This is a genomic window from Nonomuraea sp. NEAU-A123 (genome assembly GCF_018603905.1).
GTDB lineage: Bacteria > Actinomycetota > Actinomycetes > Streptosporangiales > Streptosporangiaceae > Nonomuraea.
The window spans coordinates 188,956-212,626 of sequence record NZ_JAHFZZ010000009.1 but is presented as its reverse complement, the minus strand read 5'-3'; the positions used below and the strand labels follow the sequence as shown (position 1 = coordinate 212,626).

Below are 23,671 nucleotides of genomic sequence, written 5' to 3'. Positions count from 1 at the left end.
CCGCTGGAGGCGCCAAGGTCAACGGCAGTGAATCGCACCCCCTGATTAAAACGTAACAATCACAAAGACGCCATAAGCGGGGTGAAGGCATTGACGACTGCTGGTCCAGCGCCTAGATTCCGGGTTCGTCGCTATTAAAACGTTTGTTGTCCGGAGGGATGCATGAGTGTCACCCCCACACTCGCGCTCGCGAACGTCAGCAAGTCGTTCGGAGCGGTCAGAGCGCTGCGCGAGGTCTCGCTCGACCTGTTCGCCGGTGAGGCGCACGCTCTGGCGGGGGAGAACGGCGCGGGCAAGTCGACCCTCGTCAAGACCCTCGCCGGCGTCCACCGGCCGGACACCGGCCAGGTGCTGCTGAACGGCGAGCCGGTCGTCTTCGCCGGACCGGCCGACGCCCAGCAGGCCGGAGTGGCCGTCATCTACCAGGAGCCGACGCTCTTCCCCGACCTGTCCGTCGCCGAGAACATCTTCATGGGCCGCCAGCCCCGCCGCGGCCTCGGCCGCATCGACCGCAAGGCGATGCACGGCCAGGCGCGGGAGCTGTTCGAGCGGCTCGGCGTCGCCCTCGACCCCGAGCAGCCGTCGCGCGGCCTGTCCATCGCCGACCAGCAGCTCGTCGAGATCGCCAAGGCCCTCTCCCGCGACGCCCGCGTCCTGATCATGGACGAGCCGACCGCCGCGCTGTCCGGCAACGAGGTGGCGCGGCTGTTCTCGGTGGTCGAGGCGCTGCGCGAGCACGGCTGCGCGATCCTGTTCATCTCGCACCGGCTGGACGAGATCTTCTCGCTCTGCCAGCGGGTCACGACGCTGCGCGACGGCGCGTGGATCGCCAGCGAGCCCGTCTCGGGGCTCACCCACGACGACCTGGTACGCCGCATGGTGGGCCGCGAGCTCGGCGCGCTCTACCCCAAGGAGGAGGCCCCGCTCGGCGAGGTCGCGCTGCAGGTGGAGCGGCTGACCCGCGAGGGCGTCTTCACCGACGTCTCCTTCCAGGTACGGCGGGGCGAGATCGTCGCGCTCGCCGGGCTGGTGGGCGCCGGGCGCAGCGAGGTGGCCAGGGCGGTCTTCGGCGTGGACCGCTGGGACGCGGGCTCGGTGTCCGTGGACGGCCGCCGGCTGCCCGCCGGGAGCCCGACGGCGGCGATGGGCGCGGGCCTGGCCCTGGTGCCGGAGGACCGCCGCCAGCAGGGGCTGGTCATGGAGCTGTCGATCGAGCGCAACATCGGCCTGACCGGGCTGCGTTCGCTGCGCCGGGGTGTGACGATCTCGCGGCAGGCTGAGCGGGACCGGGCCAAGGACTGGGCTGTGCGGTTGCGGCTCAAGTTCGCGCGGCTCAGTGACGGGGTGGGCGTGCTGTCCGGCGGCAACCAGCAGAAGGTCGTGCTGGCCAAGTGGCTGGCCACGAAGCCGTCCGTGCTGATCGTGGACGAACCGACCCGCGGCATCGACGTCGGCACCAAGGCGGAGGTACACCGGCTGCTGTCGGAACTGGCCGGGCAGGGCATCGCGGTGCTCATGATCTCCTCCGACCTGCCGGAGGTGCTGGGCATGGCCGACCGGGTGCTGGTCATGCACGAGGGACGGCTGACCGCCGAGATCTCGCGCGCCGACGCGACCGAGGAGAGCGTGATGAACGCCGCCACCGGGAGGGCCGCATGACGGGGAGAGTCGCGTGACCACCGCCACCGCTCCGCCTGAGCAGACGACGTCGGCGCGCAGCGCCCGAGGGCTCGTCGACCTGGTGTTCCGCGCCCGCGAGCTGAGCCTGGTCATCGCGCTGGCCGCGCTCGTCGGCGTCACGGCCAGCGTCAACGGCAACTTCCTGTCCGGGCAGGGCATCGAGGACATCCTGCTCAACACCGCCATCCTCGCGCTGCTGGCCGTCGGCCAGTCCCTGGTGGTGATCACCCGCAACCTCGACCTGTCCGTGGGCTCCGTGGTCGGCCTGGTCGCCTTCGTGACCGGCGACCTGCTGGCCGGCGGCTGGGGCATCGTGCCGGGCGTCCTGCTCGGCGTGGCGATCGGCGCGGCCTGCGGGCTGCTCAACGGGCTGCTGGTCAGCTTCTGCCGGGTGCCCGCCCTGGTGGTGACGCTCGGCACGCTGTACGTGATCCAGGGCGTCGACCACTACATCGCCCACGGCCGGCAGATCAACGCGGTCAACCTGCCGCCGGGGCTGCTGTCGCTGGGCAACGGCTCCGTGCTCGGGGTGCCGTACCTGCCGCTCATCACCCTGGTGATCATGGTGGCGATCGGCTACTACCTGCGGTCGTACCCGAGCGGCCGGGAGTTCTACGCCATCGGCTCCAGCCCGGAGGCCGCCCGCCTGGCCGGCGTGCCCGTCAGGCGGCGGATCCTGGTCGCCTACCTGGTCAGCGGCTGCCTCGCGGGGCTGGCGGGGGTGCTCTGGCTGGCCAGGTTCGGGACGGTCATCGCCGACTCCGCGCACGGCTGGGAACTGCTCGTGGTCAGCGCGGTCGTGGTCGGCGGCGTCGCGATCACCGGCGGCGTCGGCAGCGTGTACGGCGCGGCGCTCGGCGCGCTGCTGCTCACCACGATCGGCAGCGCGCTGGTCGTGCTCCGGGTCAACCCGTTCTGGCAGCAGGCCATCACCGGGGCGCTGCTCCTGCTGGCCATCAGCGTCGACCGGGTGCTCGCCCTCAGACTGGCCCGTCTGCTCAGGAACAGGAGCCGTCATGGCTAGGGTCTTGCGCTGGGACGTGCTGGTCGGCGCGCTGCTGATCGCCGTGTTCGCCGCGGGTTCGCTCACCTCGCCGAGCTTCGCGACCGTCGACAACCTGTCGTTCGCGCTCGGCGACCTGGGCGAGATCGCGCTCATCGCGCTGGCCATGACCATGCTGGTCGTGGCCGCCGAGGTGGACCTGTCGGTCGCCTCCGTGCTCGGGCTGTCGAGCGCGCTGGTCGGCTCGCTCTGGGACGCCGGCATGGCCATCGAGACGATCATCCCGCTCGCCGTGCTGACCGGGGCCGTGTGCGGGCTGGTCAACGGGTTGCTGGTGACCCGGCTCGGGCTGCCGTCTCTGGCCGTGACGATCGGCACGCTCGCCCTCTATCGCGGCCTCGCCTACGTCGTGCTCGGGGACCGGGCGATCGCCCAGTTCCCGCCGGACTACGCCGCCCTCGCCCTGAACGACGTGCCGGGGACGCCCATCCCGTACCCGATAGCCCTGTTCGTCCTGCTGGCCGCCATCGTCGGCGTGGTCCTGCACGCCACCGGCTTCGGCCGGGCGTTGTACGCGATCGGCGCGCAGGAGCAGGCCGCGTTCTTCGCCGGGATCCGCGTCAAGCGCGTCAAACTGCTGCTCTTCGTGATCTCCGGCACCGTCGCCGGCTTCGCCGGCGTCGTCTTCACCCTCAGGTACGGATCCGCCCGCGCCGACAACGGCGTGGGCATCGAACTCGCCGTCATCGCCGCCGTGCTCCTCGGCGGCGTCGACTTCGACGGCGGCAAGGGCACGCTCGGTGGCGTCATAGCCGGCGTGCTGCTCATCGGGCTGCTGCGCAACCTGCTCATGCTCGGCGACGTCTCGACCGAGATCCAGTCGATCGTCACCGGGCTGCTCCTCATCGTCTCGGTGCTCACGCCCCGTCTCGTCTCGCTCGTCAGGCCAGCTCTGAAAGGATCCCCATGACCCCGATGCGCCTGACCGCTGTGACCGCACTCCTAGCTCTTGGCGTAGCGGCTTGCAGCGGCACGACCAAGTCCAGCGTGACCTCGGCGCCCGCGCCGGCGCCCGCCTCCTCGTCGGCCGCCAAGGCCGACCCGAACGCCCCGATCAAGCAGGGGCTGAAGCTCGCCTTCCTGCCCAAGGCGATCAACAACCCCTACGAGACGATCGTCGACAACGCGGGCATCGAGGCGGCCAAGGAGTACCAGGGCGAGGCCAAGGAGGTCGGCCCGTCCGACGCGTCGGCCTCGTCGCAGATCTCCTACATCAACACTCTCACCCAGCAGGGCCACGACGCGATCCTCATCGCCGCCAACGACGCCAACGCCGTCTGCGGGCCGCTCCAGCAGGCCCGCGCCAAGGGCATCAAGATCGTCGCGTATGACTCGGACGCCGCGCCGGAGTGCCGCGACCTGTTCATCAACCAGGCCAGCTCGGAGGAGGTCGGCCGCAGTCAGGTCAAGCTGCTGGCCGGGATGATCGGCAACAAGGGCGACATCGCCATCCTGTCGGCCACCGCGAACGCCACGAACCAGAACACCTGGATCAAGTTCATGAAGGACGAGCTGGGCAAGCCCGAATACAAGGACATGAAGCTCGTCAAGGTGGCCTACGGCGACGACGACGACCAGAAGTCGTTCACCCAGACGCAGGGCCTGATGCAGGCCTATCCCAACCTGAAGGGGATCATCTCCCCGACCACGGTCGGCATCTCGGCGGCGGCCCGGTACATCTCCGGCTCCAAGTACAAGGGCAAGGTCGTGCTCACCGGGCTCGGCACGCCGAACCAGATGCGGCAGTTCGTCAAGGACAAGACCGTGGCGAAGTTCGCGCTGTGGAACCCGAAGGACCTCGGCTACCTGGCCTCCTACGCCGCCGCGGCGCTGGTGTCGGGGCAGATCACGGGGGCTGAGGGGGAGACGTTCAAGGCGGGCAAGCTGGGCGAGCGCACGATCGGCAAGCAGGGCGAGGTGATCCTGGGTCCGCCGTTCACGTTCGACGCGGCGAACATCGACCAGTTCGATTATTAAAGACGCTTTTGTTTTACGGCACGGCCAAGTGGGCCCCAACCGCCGACCGGGGCTGGTCCCTGTCCAGGGGCATGCTCCTCCGGTGGAGGTGGTTGGGCGCCGTGACGTGCGTGTTCTTGGCCGTGTTCCGTGAACCAGGTCCGGCGCCGTCATGGGCGCCGGGCTCGGCCGCACGTCGTCCCGCCGACGCGGCGCCTGGAGAAGCGCCAGGAGAAGCGCCTAGGTGTCTGGAGAGGCGTTTGGAGAGGCGCCTAGGCGTTTGGAGAGGTGCCAGGAGAGCGGTGGTGGGTCAGTTGAGAGGAGGTTGGTGTGGAGCGGGTTTGTTTTGTGTTGCGGGTGCGGCCTGAGCGGCTCGAGGAGTACAAGGAGCGGCATCGGGCCGTCTGGCCCGAGATGCTCGATGCGCTGACGAAGACCGGGTGGCGTAACTACTCGTTGTTCCTGAGTGATGACGGGCTGCTGGTGGGCTACCTGGAGACCGATGACTTCGCGGCGGCTCAGCAGGCGATGGCCGAGACCGACGTCAACAGCCGCTGGCAGGCGGAGATGGCTCCCTTCTTCGAGGCCGGACGGCCCGACGAGGGGCTGTTCACGCTGGCCGAAGTTTTCCATCTGGATTGAAATCGGGGAAAAATGATCAAGGATCAGCTGCGGCAGCAGCGCATAGAGACGCCCTCCTGGGCGTACGGCAATTCCGGCACGCGGTTCAAGGTGTTCGCCCAGCAGGGCGTACCGCGCGACCCTTACGAGAAGCTGGCCGACGCGGCGCAGGTGCACCGCTACACCGGCGTCGCGCCGACCGTGGCGCTGCACATCCCGTGGGACAAGGTCGATGACTACGAGGACCTCGCGCGGCACGCGACCGAGCAGGGCGTGACCATCGGGGCCATCAACTCCAACGTGTTCCAGGACGACGACTACAAGCTCGGCAGCGTCACCCACCCCGATCCCGAGGTGCGGCGCAAGGCGCTGCGGCACCTGCTCGACTGCGTCGACATCATGGACGCGACCGGATCGGACACGCTCAAGCTGTGGTTCTCCGACGGCACCAACTACCCGGGCCAGGACGACATCAGGGCCCGCCAGGACCGGCTCGCCGAAGCGCTCGCCGCGGTCTACGAGCGGCTCGGCGAGGAGCAGCGGTTCCTGCTGGAGTACAAGCTGTTCGAGCCCGCCTTCTACATGACCGACCTGCCGGACTGGGGCACCGCCTACGCGCACTGCCTCAAGCTCGGCCCGAAGGCGCAGGTCGTGGTCGACACCGGGCACCACGCGCCCGGCACCAACATCGAGTTCATCGTGGCGTTCCTGCTGCGGGAGGGGAAACTCGGCGGGTTCGACTTCAACTCGCGCTTCTACGCCGACGACGACCTGATGGTGGGCGCGGCCGACCCGTTCCAGTTGTTCCGCATCATGTTCGAGGTCATCGGCGGCGGTGGGTACACCAACGAGACGGCCTTCATGCTCGACCAGTGCCACAACATCGAGCCCAAGATCCCCGGTCAGATCCGCTCGGTGATGAACGTGCAGGAGGCCACCGCCAAGGCGCTGCTCGTCGACCGCGACGCGCTGGCCGTCACCCAGCGGGAGGGCGACGTGCTGGGCGCCAACGCCGTCCTGATGGACGCGTACAACACCGATGTCCGCCCGCTGCTCGGTGAGCTGCGGGAGGAGATGGGGCTCGCGCCCGACCCGATGGCGGCCTACGCCAAGTCCGGATACTTCGAGAAGATCGCCGCCGACCGCGTCGGCGGCAACCAGGCAGGCTGGGGGGCCTGATGTCGAACGCCAAGAACGAACTGCTCGAAAGAGCGCACACGCTCGGCTCCGATCCGCGCAACACCAACTACGCGGGCGGCAACGCCTCCGCCAAGGGCAGCGAGAACGACCCGGTGACGGGTCAGGACGTGGAACTGCTCTGGGTGAAGGGCTCCGGCGGCGACCTGGGCACACTCACCGCCGGCGGCCTGGCCGTCCTGCGCCTGGACCGGTTCAGGGCGCTGGCCGGCGTCTACCCGGGCGAGGAGCGCGAGGACGAGATGGTGGCGGCCTTCGACTTCTGCCTGCACGGCAAGGGCGGCGCCGCGCCGTCGATCGACACCGCCATGCACGCCCTGGTCGACTCCGCCCACGTCGACCACCTCCACCCCGACTCCGGCATCGCGATCGCCACCGCCGCCGACGGCCCCGAGCTGACCGCGCGGATCTTCGGCGACCGGGTCGTCTGGGTGCCGTGGCGGCGCCCCGGCTTCCAGCTCGGCCTCGACATCTCCGCCATCAAGGCCGCGAACCCGCAGGCCATCGGCTGCATCCTCGGCGGCCACGGCATCACCGCCTGGGGCGAGACCAGCGCCGAGTGCCAGGCGAACTCCCTGGAGATCATCCGTACCGCCGAGCAGTACATCGCCGACCACGGCCGCCCCGACCCGTTCGGCCCCGTCGTCCACGAACCCCTGCCCGAGGAGGTCAGGCACCGCCGCGCGGCCGAGTTCTTCCCCGCGATCCGCGGCCTGGCGAGCACCGACGCCCGCCAGGTCGGCCACTACACCGACTCGCCCGAGGTGCTCGACTTCCTGGCCCGCGCCGAGCACCCCAGGCTCGCCGCGCTCGGCACCTCCTGCCCGGACCACTTCCTGCGCACCAAGGTCGCACCCCTCGTCCTGGACCTGCCGCCGGACGCGCCGCTCGCGGACGCCCTGACCCGGCTCGGCGAGCTGCACACCCAGTACCGCGCGGACTACGCCGCCTACTACCAGCGCCACGCGGCCCCCGACTCGCCCCCGATGCGCGGCGCCGACCCGGCGATCGTGCTGGTGCCCGGGGTCGGCATGTTCAGCTTCGGCAAGGACAAGCAGACCGCCCGGGTCGCCGGTGAGTTCTACGTCAACGCGATCAACGTGATGCGCGGCGCCGAGGCGCTGTCCAGCTACCGGCCGATCGAGGAGTCGGAGAAGTTCCGCATCGAGTACTGGGAGCTGGAGGAGGCCAAGCTGCGCCGCCTGCCCGCGCCCAAGCCGCTGGCCGGGCGCATCGCGCTGGTCACCGGCGGCGGCTCCGGCATCGGCGCCGCCACCGCCAGGCGCCTGGCCGCCGAGGGCGCGTGCGTGGTGGTCGCCGACCGCGACCTGGCCGCCGCCGACAAGGTCGCCGCCGAGCTCGGCGGCGCCGCGTACCGGTCGCAGGACGTCGCGATCGCCGTACGCGTGGACGTGACGTCCGAGGAGCAGATCATCGACGCGGTACGCCAGACGGTCCTCGCCTTCGGCGGCCTCGACCTGGTCGTCAACAACGCGGGCCTGTCCCTGTCGCGCTCGCTGCTGGAGACCACCCTCGACGACTGGAACCTGCAGCACGACGTGATGGCCCGCGGCTCCTTCCTGGTCTCCAGGGAGGCCGCGCGGGTCCTGCTGAGCCAGGACATGGGCGGCGACCTCGTCTACATCTCCTCCAAGAACGCCGTGTTCGCCGGCCCGAACAACGTCGCCTACGGCGCGGCCAAGGCCGACCAGGCCCACCAGGTACGGCTGCTCGCGGCCGAACTGGGCCCGCACGGCATCCGGGTCAACGGCGTCAACCCCGACGGCGTCGTACGCGGCTCCGGGATCTTCGCCTCCGGCTGGGGCGCCAACCGGGCGGCCGTCTACGGGGTCGAGGAGGAGCGCTTGGGCGAGTTCTACGCCCAGCGCACGCTGCTCAAGCATGAGGTGCTGCCGGAGCACGTGGCCGCGGCAGTGTTCGCGCTCACCGGCGGTGATCTGTCGCTGACCACCGGGCTGCACATCCCGGTCGACGCCGGAGTGGCCGCCGCCTTCCTCCGCTGACCCCCGTACCCCTCCCCCAAGGCTTCAGCCGTCAACGGCGGGACACCTCACCCGCAACCGAAGAGGAGATCAAGACATGACGCTCGAACGGATCCCCGCCCGTCCCACCCGGGTCGGGCTCGTCGCGGGCGGGCTCGGCGCGTACTGGCCGCAGTTCCCCGACCTGCTGCCGCAGCTGGAGCGTTCGTCCGCGCGAGTCTCCGAACGCATGGGCACACTCGGCTGCGAAGTGGTCGACGTCGGCTTCATCTCCGACGCCCAGCAGGGCGCGGCCGCCGCGGAACGGCTGCGGGAGGCGGGCTGCGACCTGATCGTCGGCTTCCTCACCACCTACATGACCGCCACCATGCTGCTCCCGATCGCGCAGCGCAGCGGCGCGCCGGTGCTGCTGATCAACCTGCAGCCGTCGGAGTCGATGGACCACGAGACCTTCGACACCGGGCAGTGGCTGGCCTACTGCGGCGCGTGCCCGCTGCCGGAGATGGCCAACACGTTCACCAGGGCCGGGATCCCGTTCCGTTCGGTGTCCGGCTACCTGGAGGACGAGCGGGCCTGGGCGCGGATCGAGCGGTGGGTGAAGGCGGCGGGCGTGCGGGCCACGCTGCGCGACGGGCGGCACGGGCTCATGGGCCACCTGTACCCGGGCATGCTCGACGTCGCCACCGACCTCACGCTGGTGCCGGTCAACCTGGGCGGGCACGTGGAGGTGCTGGAGTTCGACGACCTGCGCGTACGGGTGGAGAAGGTCACCGACACCCAGGTCAAGGAGCGGATGGAGCTCGCGCGGGAGGTGTTCGAGCTGGCCGACACGGTCGTGCCCGAGGACTTCGAGTGGGCGGCGCGCGTGTCGGCCGGGCTGGACCAGTTGGTGGCCGACTTCGAGCTCGACAGCCTGGCCTACTACCACCGCGGGCTCGACGGCGAGATCCACGAACGGCTCGGCGCGGGCATGATCCTCGGCTCGTCGCTGCTCACCGCGCGGGGCGTCCCGGCGGCGGGGGAGTACGAGCTGCGGACCTCGCTGGCGATGCTGATCATGGATCGGCTGGGCGGCGGCGGCTCGTTCACCGAGCTGCAGGCGCTCGACTTCCTGCGCGGTCATGTCGAGATGGGTCACGACGGGCCCGCGCACCTGGCGATCAGCTCGCGCAAGCCGCTGCTGCGCGGCCTGGGCGTCTTCCACGGCAAGCGCGGGTGGGGCGTGTCGGTCGAGTTCGACGTCGCGCACGGGCCGGTAACGGCGTTCGGGCTGCTCCAGCGGCGCGACGGCCGGTTCGGCTTCGTCGTGTCGGAGGGGGAGACCGTGGACGGGCCGCACCTCAAGATCGGCAACACGACGTCCCGCGTCGACTTCGGCCGCGATCCCGGCGAGTGGACGGACGAGTGGAGCGCCACCGGCATCTCCCACCACTGGTCCCTCGGCATCGGCCACCGGGCCGCTGAGCTGCGTGCCCTGGCGGACCTCATGGGGGTGGAGCTGATCGAGGTCTGACTGTTTCTCAGAGGTGGCTGTGAACCCGCCCTTTGGGCCTTTGCTCGGCTCGGGGGCGGGGGCATCGTGGGGCGCATGAGATCAGCGATCCTCACGACCGCACTCTGCGCCCTCCTCGTCGCCGTACCCGCCGCGCCCGCTCTGTCTGGGTCGGCTCTGTCCGGGTCGGCTTTGTCCGGTACGCCCGCGCATGTCGCTACTTTGCCGGATACGATCGCGCTCCCCAACGGCTTCCGGCCGGAGGGGATAGCGATCGGCAGCCGGCCCGTGGCCTATCTCGGCTCCCTGGCGAACGGCGACATCTACCGCGCCGACCTGCGCACCGGACAGGGCGCCGTCGTCAGCAAGGGCCCCGGCACCCCTTCGGTCGGCCTCAAGCTCGACTCGCGGAACCGCCTGTTCGTGTCCGGTGGCACCGCAGGGACCGCCCGGGTGATCGACGCTCGCACCGGAGCGGTGCTCAAGTCGTACACGCTGGCCACCGGGGCGTCGTTCGTCAACGACGTCGCGGTCACGCGAGACGCGGCCTGGTTCACCGACTCCACCAACCCGGTCCTGTACAAGCTGGCACTCGGCCGCCACGGCGCGCTGCCCGACCAGGCCGTCTCGGTCCCGCTCACCGGCGCCATCGTGTACACGACCGGCAACAACGCCAACGGCATCGCCCCGACCCCCGACCGCAAGGGCCTGCTCATCGTCCAGTCCAACGTCGGCAAACTCTTCAAGGTAGACCCCGCCACCGGCGTCACCACGGAGGTGAACCTGGGCGGCGAGTCACTGGTCAACGGCGACGGCCTGCTACTGGACGGCCGGACGCTGTACGCGGTGCAGAACCGGCTCAACACCGTCACCGTCATCCGGCTCAACGCCGACGGAACCTCCGGCCAGGTCGTGAACCGGCTGACGGACCCCCGCTTCGACGTCCCCACAACCGTGGCGTCCTTCGGCAACCGGCTCTACCTGCCCAACGCCCGCTTCACCACGACCCCGACCCCCGACACGCCGTACGCGGTGAACGCGATCCCAGCACCACACAACCACTGACCCGACCGGCCCTGCGCTCAGCCCGGGGCCTTGGTGTGGCGTGGTCGGGCCTGATCCGGCCCTGCTGTGCCTGGCCTGGCCTGGCCTGGCCTGGCCTGGCTCAGCTCAGCTCAGCTCAGCTCAGCTCAGCTCAGCTCAGCTCAGCTCAGCTCAGCTCAGCTCAGCTCAGCTCAGCTCGGGTCGCGCTGGAGCGAGGCCGTTCAGGTACGGCCGTCGAGGCGCCACCAGGTGCCTGAGGGCCAGGTGCGGCCGTCCCAGGCGCGGCGCTCGATCGGGCGTGGATCGGGCTCGACCCGGCTCCGACCGGAGTCGAAGATCATGGTCTGGCGGTGCGCGGCGTCGTAGGGCGCCCAGCCGGGCGTGTCACCGCTGGCGAAGCGCCCCCAGGTGTCGTGCAGCTCCGCCGACAGCGCCCGGTCGGCGGCCTCGGTGAGCGGGACCGACCGCCAGATCATCGGCCCATCCGCACCGTGCCCGCCGCGCAGCAGCCTGCCCAGGTGCGTCGTGGCGGGCACCCCGGCGAAGGGCCCGTCGTAGCGAGACCGCCACACCGGAGCGTGCCGCGCCTGCGCCTCGGCCAGCCGGGTGGTGGGGATGCCGTACCTCTCGTCCCCGAGGACGGCCAGGCCGAGCGCGGTGTCGTCGAGCTCCGGCCGGCTCTCGCGGTACGCGGCCAGCATCGTGTCCGCCTCGCCCACCCCGAACAGCTCGGCCAGCACCCGCGGCGCCTGCGCCGCCGTACTGCCGTCCATCATCTGAAAGGTGCCGCCCTCGTTCCCGCAGGTCTGCGCGAGCAGCGGGATGCCGGCGGCGGCACCCGCGGCGATGGCGTCGATGGGCCGCCCGGCCAGCACGGTCCCGTCGATGACCGGCCGCCAGACCCAGAGCGCCCGCACCCCGGTGGCGATGGCGTCCTGCGCCGCGACCATCTCGGCGGCGGGCACCTCGCGCACCCGGTCGGCACCCACGCCGAGCTCCCGCAGGAACCGCCCGGCCACGGCCTTGGCCTGCGCCTCAGTGGCTACATGGTCACCGCCGCCGCTGCTGGACGCGGCCCGGTGGATCAGCCCACGGGTGAGCGGGGTGGCCAGCAGATTAGCCACACTCTTGGCTCCGGCCGACAACCCGTACAAGGTCACCCGCTCGGGATCCCCGCCGAACGCGGCGATGTTCTCCCGCACCCACCGCAACGCCTGAACCTGATCGAGCAGCCCAGACACCCCGGAGGAGTCGCCGATGTCGAGGAACCCCAGGCTGCCCAGCCGGTAGTTGAAGCTCACCACGACAAGACCGTGGCTACGCACGAAATCCCCGCCGTAGCCGTACATGTCAACACCACTGCCGGTGAGATAACCACCCCCATGCACCCAAACCAGCACCGGCCGCAACCGCCCGTCGGAAGGAGGCGCCGCCACGTTCGCGTACAGGCAGTCCTCATCCATGACCGGCACCGGCATGCCCGGCAGGACGGACTGCATGGCCGCGTTCCCCGGCTCGGTGGCATCCCGCACGCCCTGCCAGGGCACCGGAGGCTGCGGCGGCCGCAACCGGAGCCCGCCCACCGGGGGAGCGGCATAGGGGATCCCCTGCCAGACGAGCACATCACCGAGATCGACGCCACGGACCGTACCGGCTTGCGTCGCAACAATAGTCACGCCCACCTTCATAGCAGCTGGGGAAGGGCCCCTGGACCTGCTGGAAGACCTGCCCCCTTGGTACTACTCTGACCAGCACTCATATGGAAACCGATATCGATCGATTCCCGATATCGCTATTAGACAGCGCGTGATCACATCTGCTTGGCTCCTGAGCTCCGACAGATGACAAGCAAGGATTTGACATGCGATACCCCCGCGGCCGCCACGTCGCCTCGGTGCTACCCGCGGCCGCCTTGGCGGTCTCCCTCCTGTCCGGTGGCGCCCTCGGTGCGGGCCCGGCCTCGGTCGCAACGGCGGCGACGTCTCCGGCGGTCGCGGGTTCGGGTGCGGCTCAGGCCAGGAAGGATCTGCGCGAGCTGGAGGTGTCCTTCAAGGGCCGCATCGGTGCGTACGCCATCGACACCGCCACCGGCAGGACGGTGACGTATCGGGCGGGCGAGCGCTTCCCGTTCTTGTCCACCTTCAAGGCGCCCCTCTGCGCGGCCGTGCTGCACAAGGCACGCACCTCCGAGCCCGGCCTGATGGGCAAGCACATCAAGTGGACGGCCGCCGATATGAAGCCCAACTCGCCGGTCACCGAGAAGCACATCAAGGATGGCCTGACCGTCGCCCAGTTGTGCGAGGCGGCCATGACCCAGAGCGACGGCACCGCGTCCAACCTGCTGCTCAAGCAGATCGGCGGGCCCTCCGGCCTGACGAAGTACTTCCGTACGCTGAAGGACCCGACCTCCCGTATGGACCGTTGGCACCCCGAACTCAACGACTGGACCCCCAAGGAGAAGCGCGACACCACCACGCCCGCGGCCATCGGCCGCGACCTGCGCGTGCTCACGACAGGGACGGCGCTGCACGCCAAGGACCGGGAGCAGCTCAACGCCTGGCTGCTCGCGAACAAGACCGGCGACGAGCGCATCCGGGCGGGCCTGCCCAAGACCTGGACGATCGGCGACAAGACCGGCACCAACTCCGACGGATTCGGCGGCGGGAACGACATCGCCGTCATCCGGCCCGAGAAGGGCGCCGCTCCCATCTTCCTGGCGATCTACACCCACCGCACTCCGGGCCTCGCCACCGACAACAAGACCATCGCGAAGACCGCCACCATCCTGGCCCGCGGGCTCGGCAAGCTCTGACGTCCAGTCCGGGAGCGCACGGGCTCCCGGACTCCGTAGTGACTCGGCTGGACGCGGCGCTGAAGGACCTGGCCACCGCCTTCCGTGGCATGGCGCAACTGCGAGTACGACCTGGGGCAGCGCCGAAGACCTCTGAAGGTGCCGGACGCGCGGCTGAACTTGGACCCCTGGTCAGCGTCCCTGCGGCGAACCGACCTCCCATCTCCGGCGCCAGAACGACGCGACCGCAGGAGGCGGAGAGGTTATGCGCCATCACTGGCACGTGGAGGCGTACCAGGCATGAAGTCGCGCACATTTCGCTCATAGTCGTGACGGGTCGCTACCAGGTGGCGCCCCGCCCGCCTGAGCCGCGCCCGTTCCCCGGGATCGGCGTCGACCGCCCGCCGGATCTACGACCTGGACGCCCCGCACGAGCAGTCCACAGTCGGCTCTTCGCCGATGGTTGCCATGTCCATCGGCCGCGTCGACTCGCGCGCATCAGTGCGCTGCTGGTGCGCGCAAAGGGGACCTGCCGGGAGAGCCGCCTGGCGGGATGAGCATGGAGCCCGCCGATCACGGGCTCGGCCGCTCCTTGCTGCCACACCCACCGTGACGACCATTCCTGCCACGCCGCCGACCCATGCGCAGGTGGTATCTACGGGTAATGAACGAGCCGGACGCCGAAGTGGTTCAGCCTGCGATGCTCGTACGTCCCGTGGATCCAGCCCGTTACGGGGGTGTCGTCCGGCCGGACAAGACCGTGCGGTGGGCGGCGGACGAGCTTGAGCTGGTCAGGCGATGCGTGGGCGATCCCCGGATACGTGGCCCTCGCCGGCCGCCTTACCCAAGTCGCTGGACCAACTTGCCACGTGGCTGACCGAGCTGGGATGGGACGATCTCGCCTGCCTGGCTCGCCGGGAAGAACTGGCGGTCTATCGGACATTGTCCGCCGACCAACCGGGCTTGTTCGGTGACCAGATCGTCCGCGCTTTGGCCGCGTTCCGCCGCAGCCTCATGGAGTGCGAGCGGTATGAGGAAGCACTCGAGGTTGTCGAGGAGCTCCTGCGGCTGTCGGAGACCAACCGAGCTGCGCGGGCGGAGGCCCCGGATGCGCGCTACTGGCGGACGCTGCTCCTCGCCAGCCTCGGCCGCGACCAGGAGGCGGTGGAGTCCGCGGCCGAGGCGGTGACCGAGACCCGCGGACGACTACAGCACGCTAGGGGCACATCGGCCGGATTCGAGCTCATCCACGCGCTGACGGCCTATGCGGATCGCCTGGACAAAGTCGGCCGCGTCGCCGAAGCCGCCGAGGTGAGCGCCGAGGTCATGGCGGCTTGGTGGCAACAGGCCGACTCGACGGTGCAGTTCCTCCTGACGCTCGACCAGTGCAGCGAACGGCTCGTCCGGAGCGGGCAGACCGAACAGGCGCGCACGTGCATCGTCGAGGCGATGCGAAAGGTGCGGCGCCGCAAGCGGGCCACTGAGCAGGCAAGGGCCTGGCACAACCTCGGCGTCCGCCTGCTCGCGCTGGGGACGCCGGAAGCGGCGCTGACCGCCGGCGAGATAGCGGTACAGCTCTACCGCGACAGGGCGCGCGCTCATCAGAGGCGGCACCGGGAGCTGGTGGCGGAAGACGACTGGGACGACGATCACCTCTACTCCGAGGCGTACCTGCTCAAGCGGCGACGCGAGGAGCTGACGTCCTCGCGGAAGCAGGTCCGTCGAGCCGAGCGGGACCTGCACGACGCCCTGCTCGCCCTGAGTGCCTGCCTGCGGCAGCTCGACCGCGCCGACGAGGCGACGGCGGCCAGCGCTGAAGCCGCCACACTCCCCGGCTAGGGCCTTTGACGGCACGTCGCCCATGAGTCGCGACGATGATCACGGCTGCCGTCCAATCAACTGACGAATGGACCACCCAGACGGTGCCCGTGCGCGCGTAACGACGCCTGGCCCTGTGCGGGGTCAGCGGCCGTATTCCTGGAGGTCCTGAGCCCTGTGCGGCGGGTGGCGGTGGCTGTGCCGTACAAGAAGGTCGTTTGTGTCGCACGCTCAAGGGGCTCGTCGCCGATGGTGGCCAGTCGGCCGCTGGCTTCACCTGAAGAGCCAGGCGAACCCGCTCATCCCTGCGATGCCGTGCGGCGGGACTACTCCCGGCGTCGTAGTCCGGCCGGTCGCTGATCCCGACGCGGTAGTGGCAGATCACTCCGCTTGTACGACGCCCCTGAACAGCCGTTGGACGACGATTGCCGTCATAAGAACCCCGTCAAGTACATCCACGGGGCTGCCATCGACGACGCGCTGTCGACCCGCTACCAGCAAGCGCAGTGCGGCAACGGAAACGCCGATTTGAGGACTGATTTGTGTTGAAAAGTAGACGATTCGAGCCGGGTCCTCGGCCGGGACTCATCCTCGCCGTGGTGGCCGTCGTGCAGCTCACGGTGTCGCTGGACCTGTCGGTCGTGAACGTAGGACTCCCACAGATCGCGGCCGGCCTCGGCTTCAGCGCGGTGGGCCTGACCTGGTTGATCCACGCCTACGCTCTCTCCTTCGGCGGGTTGCTCCTGCTGGGCGGCAAGGCCGCCGACCGGTACGGCCGCAAGCGCGTCCTGCTGCTCGGGCTCGGCCTGTTCGGCCTCGCCTCTCTCGTCGGCGGCCTCGCCCAGGTACCCGGCCATCTTGTCGCCGCCCGAGCCGCGCAGGGCATCGGGGCCGCCGCGCTGGCTCCGGCCGCGCTGGCGCTGCTGACCGAGACGTTCCCCACGGGCAAGGCCCGTGTCCGGGCCTTCGGAGTATGGAGCGCGATGAACGCCGCAGGAGGCGCCCTCGGCGTCCTGATGGGCGGCCTGCTCACTGAGTACGTCAGCTGGCGCTGGGTGATGTTCGTGAACGTGCCGATAGTCGCCTGCGCGCTGGCCCTGGCCTGGCGCGGCATCGCCGCCGGTCCGCGGACCGCTCGCGGCGGCCGTCCGGACGTGCTCGGCGCCGTCCTGGCTACGGCTGGCATGACCCTGCTGGTGTTCGGCGTCGTCCGCACCGATCAGTACGCGTGGACCTCGCCGGTCACCCTGACGACCCTGGCGGTCGCCGCCGTACTGCTGGCCGCGTTCATCTACGTCGAGCGGACCACCACTCGCGAACCGCTCGTCCGGCTCGGCCTGTTCGTCAACCGCTCGGTCGCCGGTGCGAACGCCTACAACCTCCTGGTCGGTGCGGCCATGGCCGCGTCCTTCTACTTCATGTCCCTCTACCTCCAGCGAGTCCTGGGGACGGGGCCGGCGCTGACCGGGATCATGTTCCTGCCGTTCGCGTTCGGCGTGGTCGCCGGTGCCGTGCTCGCCGTCAAACTCGGCTACCGGCTCGCTCCCCGGACCCTTCTGGTCATCGGCGGGCTCCTGACCGCGACCGGGTTCGCGTGGTTCGGCCTGATCAGCCCCGACGGCGCCTTCATCACCGACGTCCTGGGGCCCTCGATCATCGCCAGCGTCGGCTTCGGGCTCTGCCTCGGACCGGTGGTCTCCATCGCCACCGGCGGCGTCGCGCCCCACGAGGCCGGAACCGCCTCCGGCCTGCTCAACAGCTCACGCCAGATCGGCGCCTCACTCGGCCTCGCCGCCCTCGGCACCGCGGCCCACCACCGCACCGGCCTGATCGCCACACCCGAGACCCTCACCGACGGATACGCGTTCGGCCTGACCCTCGGCGCCGCGCTCCTGGCCGCCGCCGCCCTCATCGCCCTCACCGTCCTGCGCCGTACCAGCCCACCGTCGCGGGTTGAGCGGGCCGATGACCGCGAGCTGCTCCCCGCCCGGGATTGACCAGCAGTTGAAAGATCACCACAGGAAGGTCGTTTCGGCATGACTGTTACCTCGATCGAGCTCTTGGCGTCCTCCATCCGCCTTCACCAAGGCGGCAAGATTCACGCCGGGAAACGAACAATGGACTCCGACCAGGACGGCTGGCGGCTGACGGCCTTCCATGCGAAGACCGACGCCGACGTCCATGCCGATCACTGGGAGGTCCATCCCGAGGCCGAGGAGGTCGTGTCCTGCCTTATCGGGAAGATCCGCCTCTACCTCCGTCCGGAGCGGGCGGGGCAAGAGGAGGAAGAGATCAGGCTGGTGGCCGGAACCGCCGCCATCGTCCCGCGCGGGCGGTGGCACCGCATCGAGCTGGACATCCCCAGCAACATCATGGTCGTCACCCTGCCGCGTGGCAGCCGACTGGAGAAGCGGACCGAAGCCTAGGCCGGTGACCTGGGCTGATTGCTCATTTCAAGGACGCCGCACTTGCCTGCGCTATAACGTCCGTGTTCTGAATGGGGCTGGAACCTGAGGTTCGACAAGTGGTTCGACTCACAAGATCAGGAAACGGCGGTCTTCTTTGTCGTTTTGCCGGCGTGCCTGCTGACGGTGTTCCGCAAGCAGCGGGTGCGGGAGACGGCCGAGGTCGAACGAGCTGTGCGAGCGCCGGAGCCGCTATGGGATGGGCCATACGATGTCAGCGGTAGCCATCGGCTTGGAGGGAACCGTGAGCTGGGTCGGGGGCCAGTCTGCATTCTTGGTACGGACTGCATACTCACCTGGCGCAAGCCGGACGGTGTAGTTGCCGGCAGCGTCTGTGTCAACCGTAGTGACGATCTTGCCGCGAGCAGAGAACATCAGGATGTCCTTCGTCACTGGAAACTTACCGCCAGGCGGAGGCCCGCCAGCCATATAAGCGAGACCTGACATGGCCGTTTTGGGCGCAAAGTCCCCGGCTGCATCCTGACGGGCGCAAGCAGCAGAGATAAGAACTAAGAATGCCGCAAGGGCTATAATCGGCTGTTTCATTTCTTTTACCGTTAATAATTTGGGTTGGACAACAAGGTGGCGCTCATGTCTGCTGATATCGCTACCTATCGCCGGTGATCTGCTGAGGCGGATAGACCGATGCGTCGATGAGAACACGGCCGCCGAGCGGCTCGTCGAGCTCGACGGTGAACGGCGTCGGGGGGTTCCCCTGGCAAGTCTGGGCGTTTCCTGAGCGCGGCTCCACACCGATGACCAGACGTATCTCCGTTGCGGTCGGCTCGATGTCGATCAGGCGTACACGGCCGTCTGCACGCTGTCCGCTGGCGCACCCTCGCTCAGTGACCAGCACGCGTATCTTCCGCGCGTCCCTACCCGGTGGCACGACAGGATCCAAAGTCACATCGGCTACCCGCAGACCACCCAGGTCCTTCCGCAGATCGCAGTGGCTTGAGGCCCTCATGTGCCAGCCGGGGCGGCCGTCCTGGCCAGGAGTACCAAACCGTTCAACAGCCAGGAACTCATGAGTGAACACCCTGCCCTGCTCCTGCCTATGTGGTGCGTCAAGTGCTCGGATGAGCGCCACCCGCGTGTCACTCTCCTCGACGATCCTCCAAGCGGACAGATCGTCGAGCCGCCGAACCTCCTGTCCCTTCAACGCAGCCTGGCCGTTCGGACCGAGTTCGGTCGCCGTCCTCGCTTCGGTCAGGACCCTCAGCGAGACTTCCTGATCATGACATCTGTAGGTCGTATCAGCGGCTCCGAGGATGCCACAGCCCGTAACTCCCAGAACTACCAAAAGGACTAAACCAGCCGCCGGCGTCCTGCGATACATCGCTACTCCACCCTTGAGGTGCTTTATCCGAACAGAAGGTGCAACGTCTGCGATGCAGAACTTGGTTCACCGAGATCGCCGACCCGCACGAGTCCGACGCCGTGTTACTGACGCAGCTCGACCGGTCGCCGGGCTATCTATCTGAATCCATGACCCGGTCCGCCAACGCCACTGACCGTTCCGTCGTTGCTCAAGCCCCGGCCCCTCGAGACCCCCTGGTGGTGTGTTCTTCCCTTGACGCGATGACGGTGGCCGCTCCTCCGAGCGGCGGGCCTGGCGCGTTGTCGAGGAAAGAACAGAAGGTGGTCAGCCGTTCGGCGCCGTGCCGATCAAGCTCCATGTAGCCCAGCTCGTCGATCTATGCGGATATCCGCATAGCTGGACCTATGCCGACATCGCGACTATGCCGAGCCTCGGGAGCTGGCTAAGCAAGGACGCCGCCGCCCGCGGCTCGGCATGGTCACAGGCTTTCGAGGAACGCGAGGACCTGGTCGCTTGGGCGGTAGCGGCCTGGAGGAGCTTCCTGGGGAGTGGTGAGGGCGAGGGTCTTCTCCTTGATGCTCATGTCAGCGTGAAGGTAGGCGTCGGTGGAGCGGATGCCGGCGTGGCCAGCCTTCGCGTTCGGCCTCGGCGATGCGGGTGATCAGGTTGGCCCGGATCTCTTCCAAGCGCGGCCGCTGATCTGCCGAAATTCTCAAAAGTGGACATCTGACGCAAGATTCTCTGAACTAGCTAGTCGCCAACCTTGACCGGCATCCGCTGGCCGAGGGACAGGGGTCGTGGACCATCTCGATCGCACCGGCCGCGGTGAGGATCTCGCGCGGGGCATGGGAGCCGTTGCGCACCACCAGGCGGCGGCCGCCCTCGTCGCGCTCCTCGGCGGCGAAATGTCCTATGAATGTCCTGCTGATTACCTGGCGCCAAGTTTTCTTGGACATTAGCGTGAATGGCATACGGGTGACGAAAATTGTCGGCACCTCCAGACATGCGTCTGTCTTCAATCGCGTGGAACCGAAGTGGCGGTCGCTTCACTGCTGGGCAAGTAGTGGTCGCCTATGCCGGTTCCGCGCTTGACGTAGCCGGCCGTATGACGACGAAAAGGAAGCGGAGCAATGAAGCGAAACGTCACCGGAAGAATTGCCATTACCGCGATCGGCGGCCTCGCGGCTCTACTGCTCTCCGTCAGTCCCGCACAGGCTAAGGAAACGGCGGGTCACTGGTACGGCCCCTACTCCACTCAGGGAATTTGCGAATACTGGAGGAACGGTGTGCAGGCAGGTGGGACACAGACCCATCCCTGCTTTGATGACCAGGGCTGGTACTTCTGGGCAGCGTCCTGAGTGGTCAGTACTCCCAACCGCACGCCCATCGCTAGGCAGGCAGATTCCAGGAAGGTCCCTCCGGGGCACTGAGCCATCACCGTTGTTCCTCGTGTGTCACGGTGAGCCCCTGAAGTCTGATTGGTGAGGGGAACCCGCGCGCGGGTCGAAATCGCTTCCTCCACGGCATGCCATAGTTTCAGCGAGCCGTGCCGCCGGCCCAGTCACCACTCGCCCTTTGGGTTACGGCGAGTGGTGACTGGGGGGCCGGTCGCCACGTCGAGCAGGGTGACGTTGTCTCCGAACCCCAGTTTCTCGACGACGGCGCGCCGAGTTATCCGTTCCAGCGTGGTCATGATGGGGCTCCTGGGCGGGCGTCGGGAAGGCTTGCGGTGCGGCCGACAATGTCCGGGAAGGCCGGCATACCGAGGTTGATCGTGGTCGCGCGGCGGGTCCGCTCGTCGAGCTGGGCGAGCTTGGTTTCGGCGGCGGCCAGGCTGACCCGGAGGCCCTCGATTTCGCCGAGCCAGCCCTCGCGTTCGGCTTCGGCGATGCGGGCGATGAGGTTGTCCCGGATTTCTTCCAGGCGTCCTTGCTGTTTGGGGTCCGGCCGTAGAAGTGAGCACCTAATACCAGCTTCTCTGAACTATGGGCCGTTCCGTCCCAAAGCCTCTGATCTGGCGCTCTCTGAAGCCGAATTGGTGATGCCAGAGGAATGACAGCGAGAGCCGCTCCGCCTGCCGCCTCAGTACTGTGACTTCGCATGACCGACACTGAGATCGAGATCACCGCAGACCTGGTCCGCGACCTGCTGCAGGAGCAACATCCAGACCTTGCAGGGCTGGCCATCCGCGAGGTGGTGGGCGGTTGGGGCAACCAAATGTGGCGCCTCGGGGACGAGTTGGTCGTGCGCATGCAGCGCATGGACCCCACCCCGGAGCTCCAGCTCAAGGAGCGGCGGTGGCTACCCGTGCTGGCCCCGCGCCTGCCGCTCCCGGTGCCGACCCCTGTGCGGTTCGGCGAACCGTCCGAGCGCTTCCCCAAGCACTGGACCGTGATGACGTGGGTTCCCGGCGTGCCGCTGGACCACGGCTCGATCAGCCGCGGCGCCCACGCGGCCGACACGCTGGCGGGCTTCCTCAGGGCGCTCCATGTGGAGGCGCCCGCCGAGGCCCCGGCCAGTTCGGACCTCGGCGCTCACCCCAAGAGGTGCACGGGCGGCTTCGAGCAGTTCTTGCAGGCCATTGACCCCGACGCCGTCGGCGATGTCCGCGCCGTCCGGGCCGTCTGGGACGATGCCGTCGCGGCCCCCGAGTGGGAGGGCCCGCCGATGTGGGTGCACGGTGACCTCCATCCTGCGAATGTCGTCGTCTCGGACGGGACGCTCTCGGGCGTGATCGATTTCGGTGCCTTGTTCGCCGGCGATCCCGCGTGGGACCTCGGCGCCGCATGGGTGCTGCTCCCCGCGGGCGCGGGCGCACGGTTCTTCGACGCGTACGCGCACGCGGACGAGGCAACGATCAGGCGCGCCCGCGGGCTGGCCGCTATGAAGAGCCTCTTCCTGATGCTCATGGGGCAAAACGGAGATCGGGGCCTTCCCGGCGGCAAGCCAAACTGGGGACCTGCAGGCCGGGCGGCACTTGATCGTGTTCTGCAGGGCGTTTGATGCACACTTCGTATGCTGCCCGTGGCCCCGATCGAGCCGGCGGAGCTTCTCCTCGGCGCCGGCCAGGCTGACCCGGAGTCCTTCAACCTCGCCGAGCCAGCCTTCGCGCGAGAACGTCGAACTCGCCAATGGCGCCTGGCATTGAGGGGATGTGAGGGTGGCCAGGATAGATCAGGGGCTGCTGTCAGCAGCAGCCGCGACGGTGATCATGCTTGCCGTCCGATCAACTGACGAATGACCACCCAGATGGTGCCCGTGCGCGCGTAACGGCGCCCGGCCCTGTGCGGGTTCAGCGGCCGTGTTCCTGGAGGCCCTGAGCCCTGTGCAGTGGGTGGCGGTGGGGGTGGCTGTGCCGTACAAGAAAAGAAAAAGGTGGTTGTTGTCGGTTAGCCCTTGTCGCTGCCCTCGTTGGCGCCGCGGACGAATCTGCGCTGGAAGATCACGAAAATCACCGCCACCGGAATCGTCGCCAGCAGCGCCGCCCCCAGCTTGAGCGGGTACTGCGTGCCGCCCCCCAGCGACCCGCTGACCAGGTCGGCCAGCCCCCGGGGCAGCGTGAACAGGGCCGGGTCCTGGACGGCCACCAGCGTGTGGGGGAACTCGTTCCACGTCCCCTGGAACGAGATGATCGTCAGCGTGATCAGCGCCGGTCGGGCCATCGGCAGCACCACCGACCAGAACGTGCGGAACGCGCCCGCGCCGTCGATCCGCGCAGCCTCCTCCACCCCTGCCGGGATCGAGTCGAAGAACTGCTTCATAATGAACACGCCCGCCGCGTCCACGATCACCGGCAGGATCAACGCCAGATAGCTGTCATACATCCCCAACTGGTTGAGGACCAGAAATTTCGGGATAAAGAGGACGACGCCTGGCACGGCCATCACCGCGATGACCGCCCCGAACAGCGCCGACCGCCCCCGGAACCGCAGCCTGGACAGCGCGTACCCGGCCAGCGAGTCGAGGAACACCCGCCCGACCGTCACCACGACCGTCACCAGCAGCGAGTTGCCCAGCCACACCGGCAGGTCGGTGCCGCTGAACACCCGCTCGAACCCCGCCAGCGTCCCCGGGTGCGGGATGGGCGAGAGTGGGGAGGCGGCGGCGTCCGGCTCGGTCTTGAACGAGTTCGCGATCTGGATGACGAACGGGTAGATGAACACCAGCGCGAAGAAGATCAGGATCGCGTAGCCGGTGAAGACGCTCGCGAGCTTGCGCAC

The 23,671-nt window shown here is 68.7% G+C and carries 18 protein-coding genes; 14 read left to right on the top strand and 4 right to left on the bottom strand.

Annotation, left to right across the window (positions count from 1 at the left end; all coding sequences use genetic code 11):
* Nucleotides 1-162: 162 nt before the first annotated feature.
* From KLK06_RS28710 to KLK06_RS28670, 9 genes are all read left to right on the top strand, one after another.
* The gene (locus tag KLK06_RS28710) at nucleotides 163-1,659 is read left to right on the top strand and encodes a sugar ABC transporter ATP-binding protein (RefSeq protein WP_214638751.1); all 1,497 of its coding nucleotides are present in this window, start codon (nucleotides 163-165) and stop codon (nucleotides 1,657-1,659) included.
* A gap of 13 nt (nucleotides 1,660-1,672) precedes the next feature.
* Nucleotides 1,673-2,704 carry an ABC transporter permease gene (locus KLK06_RS28705; protein ID WP_214638750.1) on the top strand — a complete coding sequence of 344 codons (1,032 nt, stop codon included), beginning with the start codon at nucleotides 1,673-1,675 and terminating at the stop codon, nucleotides 2,702-2,704.
* Nucleotides 2,697-3,653 (top strand): ABC transporter permease, encoded by a 957-nt coding sequence (locus tag KLK06_RS28700; RefSeq protein ID WP_214638749.1) that lies wholly within the window; start codon nucleotides 2,697-2,699, stop codon nucleotides 3,651-3,653. The genes KLK06_RS28705 and KLK06_RS28700 overlap by 8 nt, the downstream gene beginning before the upstream one ends.
* Nucleotides 3,650-4,720 carry a rhamnose ABC transporter substrate-binding protein gene (rhaS, locus tag KLK06_RS28695; RefSeq protein WP_214638748.1) on the top strand — a complete coding sequence of 357 codons (1,071 nt, stop codon included), beginning with the start codon at nucleotides 3,650-3,652 and terminating at the stop codon, nucleotides 4,718-4,720. The genes KLK06_RS28700 and rhaS overlap by 4 nt, the downstream gene beginning before the upstream one ends.
* Nucleotides 4,721-5,029: 309 nt before the next feature.
* The gene (locus KLK06_RS28690; RefSeq protein WP_214638747.1) at nucleotides 5,030-5,341 is read left to right on the top strand and encodes an L-rhamnose mutarotase; all 312 of its coding nucleotides are present in this window, start codon (nucleotides 5,030-5,032) and stop codon (nucleotides 5,339-5,341) included.
* A 12-nt stretch (nucleotides 5,342-5,353) separates the two neighbouring features.
* Entirely contained in the window at nucleotides 5,354-6,499 is a 1,146-nt protein-coding gene (gene rhaI, locus KLK06_RS28685) for an L-rhamnose isomerase (protein WP_214638746.1), read from the top strand.
* A complete protein-coding gene (locus tag KLK06_RS28680) occupies nucleotides 6,499-8,541 on the top strand; it encodes a bifunctional aldolase/short-chain dehydrogenase (protein ID WP_214638745.1) in 2,043 nt (680 codons plus the stop codon). Before rhaI ends, KLK06_RS28680 begins: the two co-directional genes overlap by 1 nt.
* Nucleotides 8,542-8,617: 76 nt before the next feature.
* Nucleotides 8,618-10,033, top strand: coding sequence for an L-fucose/L-arabinose isomerase family protein (locus KLK06_RS28675; RefSeq protein ID WP_214638744.1), 1,416 nt, complete (start codon nucleotides 8,618-8,620; stop codon nucleotides 10,031-10,033).
* A gap of 75 nt (nucleotides 10,034-10,108) precedes the next feature.
* Nucleotides 10,109-11,077 (top strand): SMP-30/gluconolactonase/LRE family protein, encoded by a 969-nt coding sequence (locus tag KLK06_RS28670; protein ID WP_214638743.1) that lies wholly within the window; start codon nucleotides 10,109-10,111, stop codon nucleotides 11,075-11,077.
* Between the two features lie 200 nt (nucleotides 11,078-11,277).
* Here KLK06_RS28670 and KLK06_RS28665 read toward each other — a convergent pair whose 3' ends face one another.
* Nucleotides 11,278-12,732 carry a carboxylesterase/lipase family protein gene (locus tag KLK06_RS28665; RefSeq protein ID WP_214638742.1) on the bottom strand — a complete coding sequence of 485 codons (1,455 nt, stop codon included), beginning with the start codon at nucleotides 12,730-12,732 and terminating at the stop codon, nucleotides 11,278-11,280.
* Nucleotides 12,733-12,917: 185 nt separating this feature from the next.
* Here KLK06_RS28665 and bla point away from each other — a divergent pair, with 185 nt between their 5' ends.
* From bla to KLK06_RS28645, 4 genes are all read left to right on the top strand, one after another.
* Nucleotides 12,918-13,868, top strand: coding sequence for a class A beta-lactamase (bla, locus tag KLK06_RS28660; RefSeq protein ID WP_214638741.1), 951 nt, complete (start codon nucleotides 12,918-12,920; stop codon nucleotides 13,866-13,868).
* 777 nt (nucleotides 13,869-14,645) lie between these two features.
* Nucleotides 14,646-15,686 (top strand): hypothetical protein, encoded by a 1,041-nt coding sequence (locus tag KLK06_RS28655; protein ID WP_214638740.1) that lies wholly within the window; start codon nucleotides 14,646-14,648, stop codon nucleotides 15,684-15,686.
* Nucleotides 15,687-16,264: 578 nt separating this feature from the next.
* On the top strand, nucleotides 16,265-17,662 hold the full coding sequence (locus tag KLK06_RS28650; RefSeq protein WP_308168489.1) for an MFS transporter: 1,398 nt from the start codon (nucleotides 16,265-16,267) through the stop codon (nucleotides 17,660-17,662).
* Between the two features lie 120 nt (nucleotides 17,663-17,782).
* Entirely contained in the window at nucleotides 17,783-18,091 is a 309-nt protein-coding gene (locus tag KLK06_RS28645) for a cupin (protein ID WP_250906161.1), read from the top strand.
* A 646-nt stretch (nucleotides 18,092-18,737) separates the two neighbouring features.
* Here the strand turns inward: KLK06_RS28645 and KLK06_RS28640 are convergent.
* Nucleotides 18,738-19,469, bottom strand: coding sequence for a hypothetical protein (locus KLK06_RS28640; RefSeq protein WP_214638738.1), 732 nt, complete (start codon nucleotides 19,467-19,469; stop codon nucleotides 18,738-18,740).
* 1,543 nt (nucleotides 19,470-21,012) lie between these two features.
* Nucleotides 21,013-21,144 carry a hypothetical protein gene (locus KLK06_RS61685; RefSeq protein WP_284735151.1) on the bottom strand — a complete coding sequence of 44 codons (132 nt, stop codon included), beginning with the start codon at nucleotides 21,142-21,144 and terminating at the stop codon, nucleotides 21,013-21,015.
* Nucleotides 21,145-21,551: 407 nt separating this feature from the next.
* Here KLK06_RS61685 and KLK06_RS28635 point away from each other — a divergent pair, with 407 nt between their 5' ends.
* Entirely contained in the window at nucleotides 21,552-22,454 is a 903-nt protein-coding gene (locus KLK06_RS28635) for an aminoglycoside phosphotransferase family protein (protein ID WP_214638737.1), read from the top strand.
* A 386-nt stretch (nucleotides 22,455-22,840) separates the two neighbouring features.
* Here KLK06_RS28635 and KLK06_RS28630 read toward each other — a convergent pair whose 3' ends face one another.
* Nucleotides 22,841-23,671 carry a carbohydrate ABC transporter permease gene (locus KLK06_RS28630; protein WP_214638736.1) on the bottom strand — a complete coding sequence of 277 codons (831 nt, stop codon included), beginning with the start codon at nucleotides 23,669-23,671 and terminating at the stop codon, nucleotides 22,841-22,843.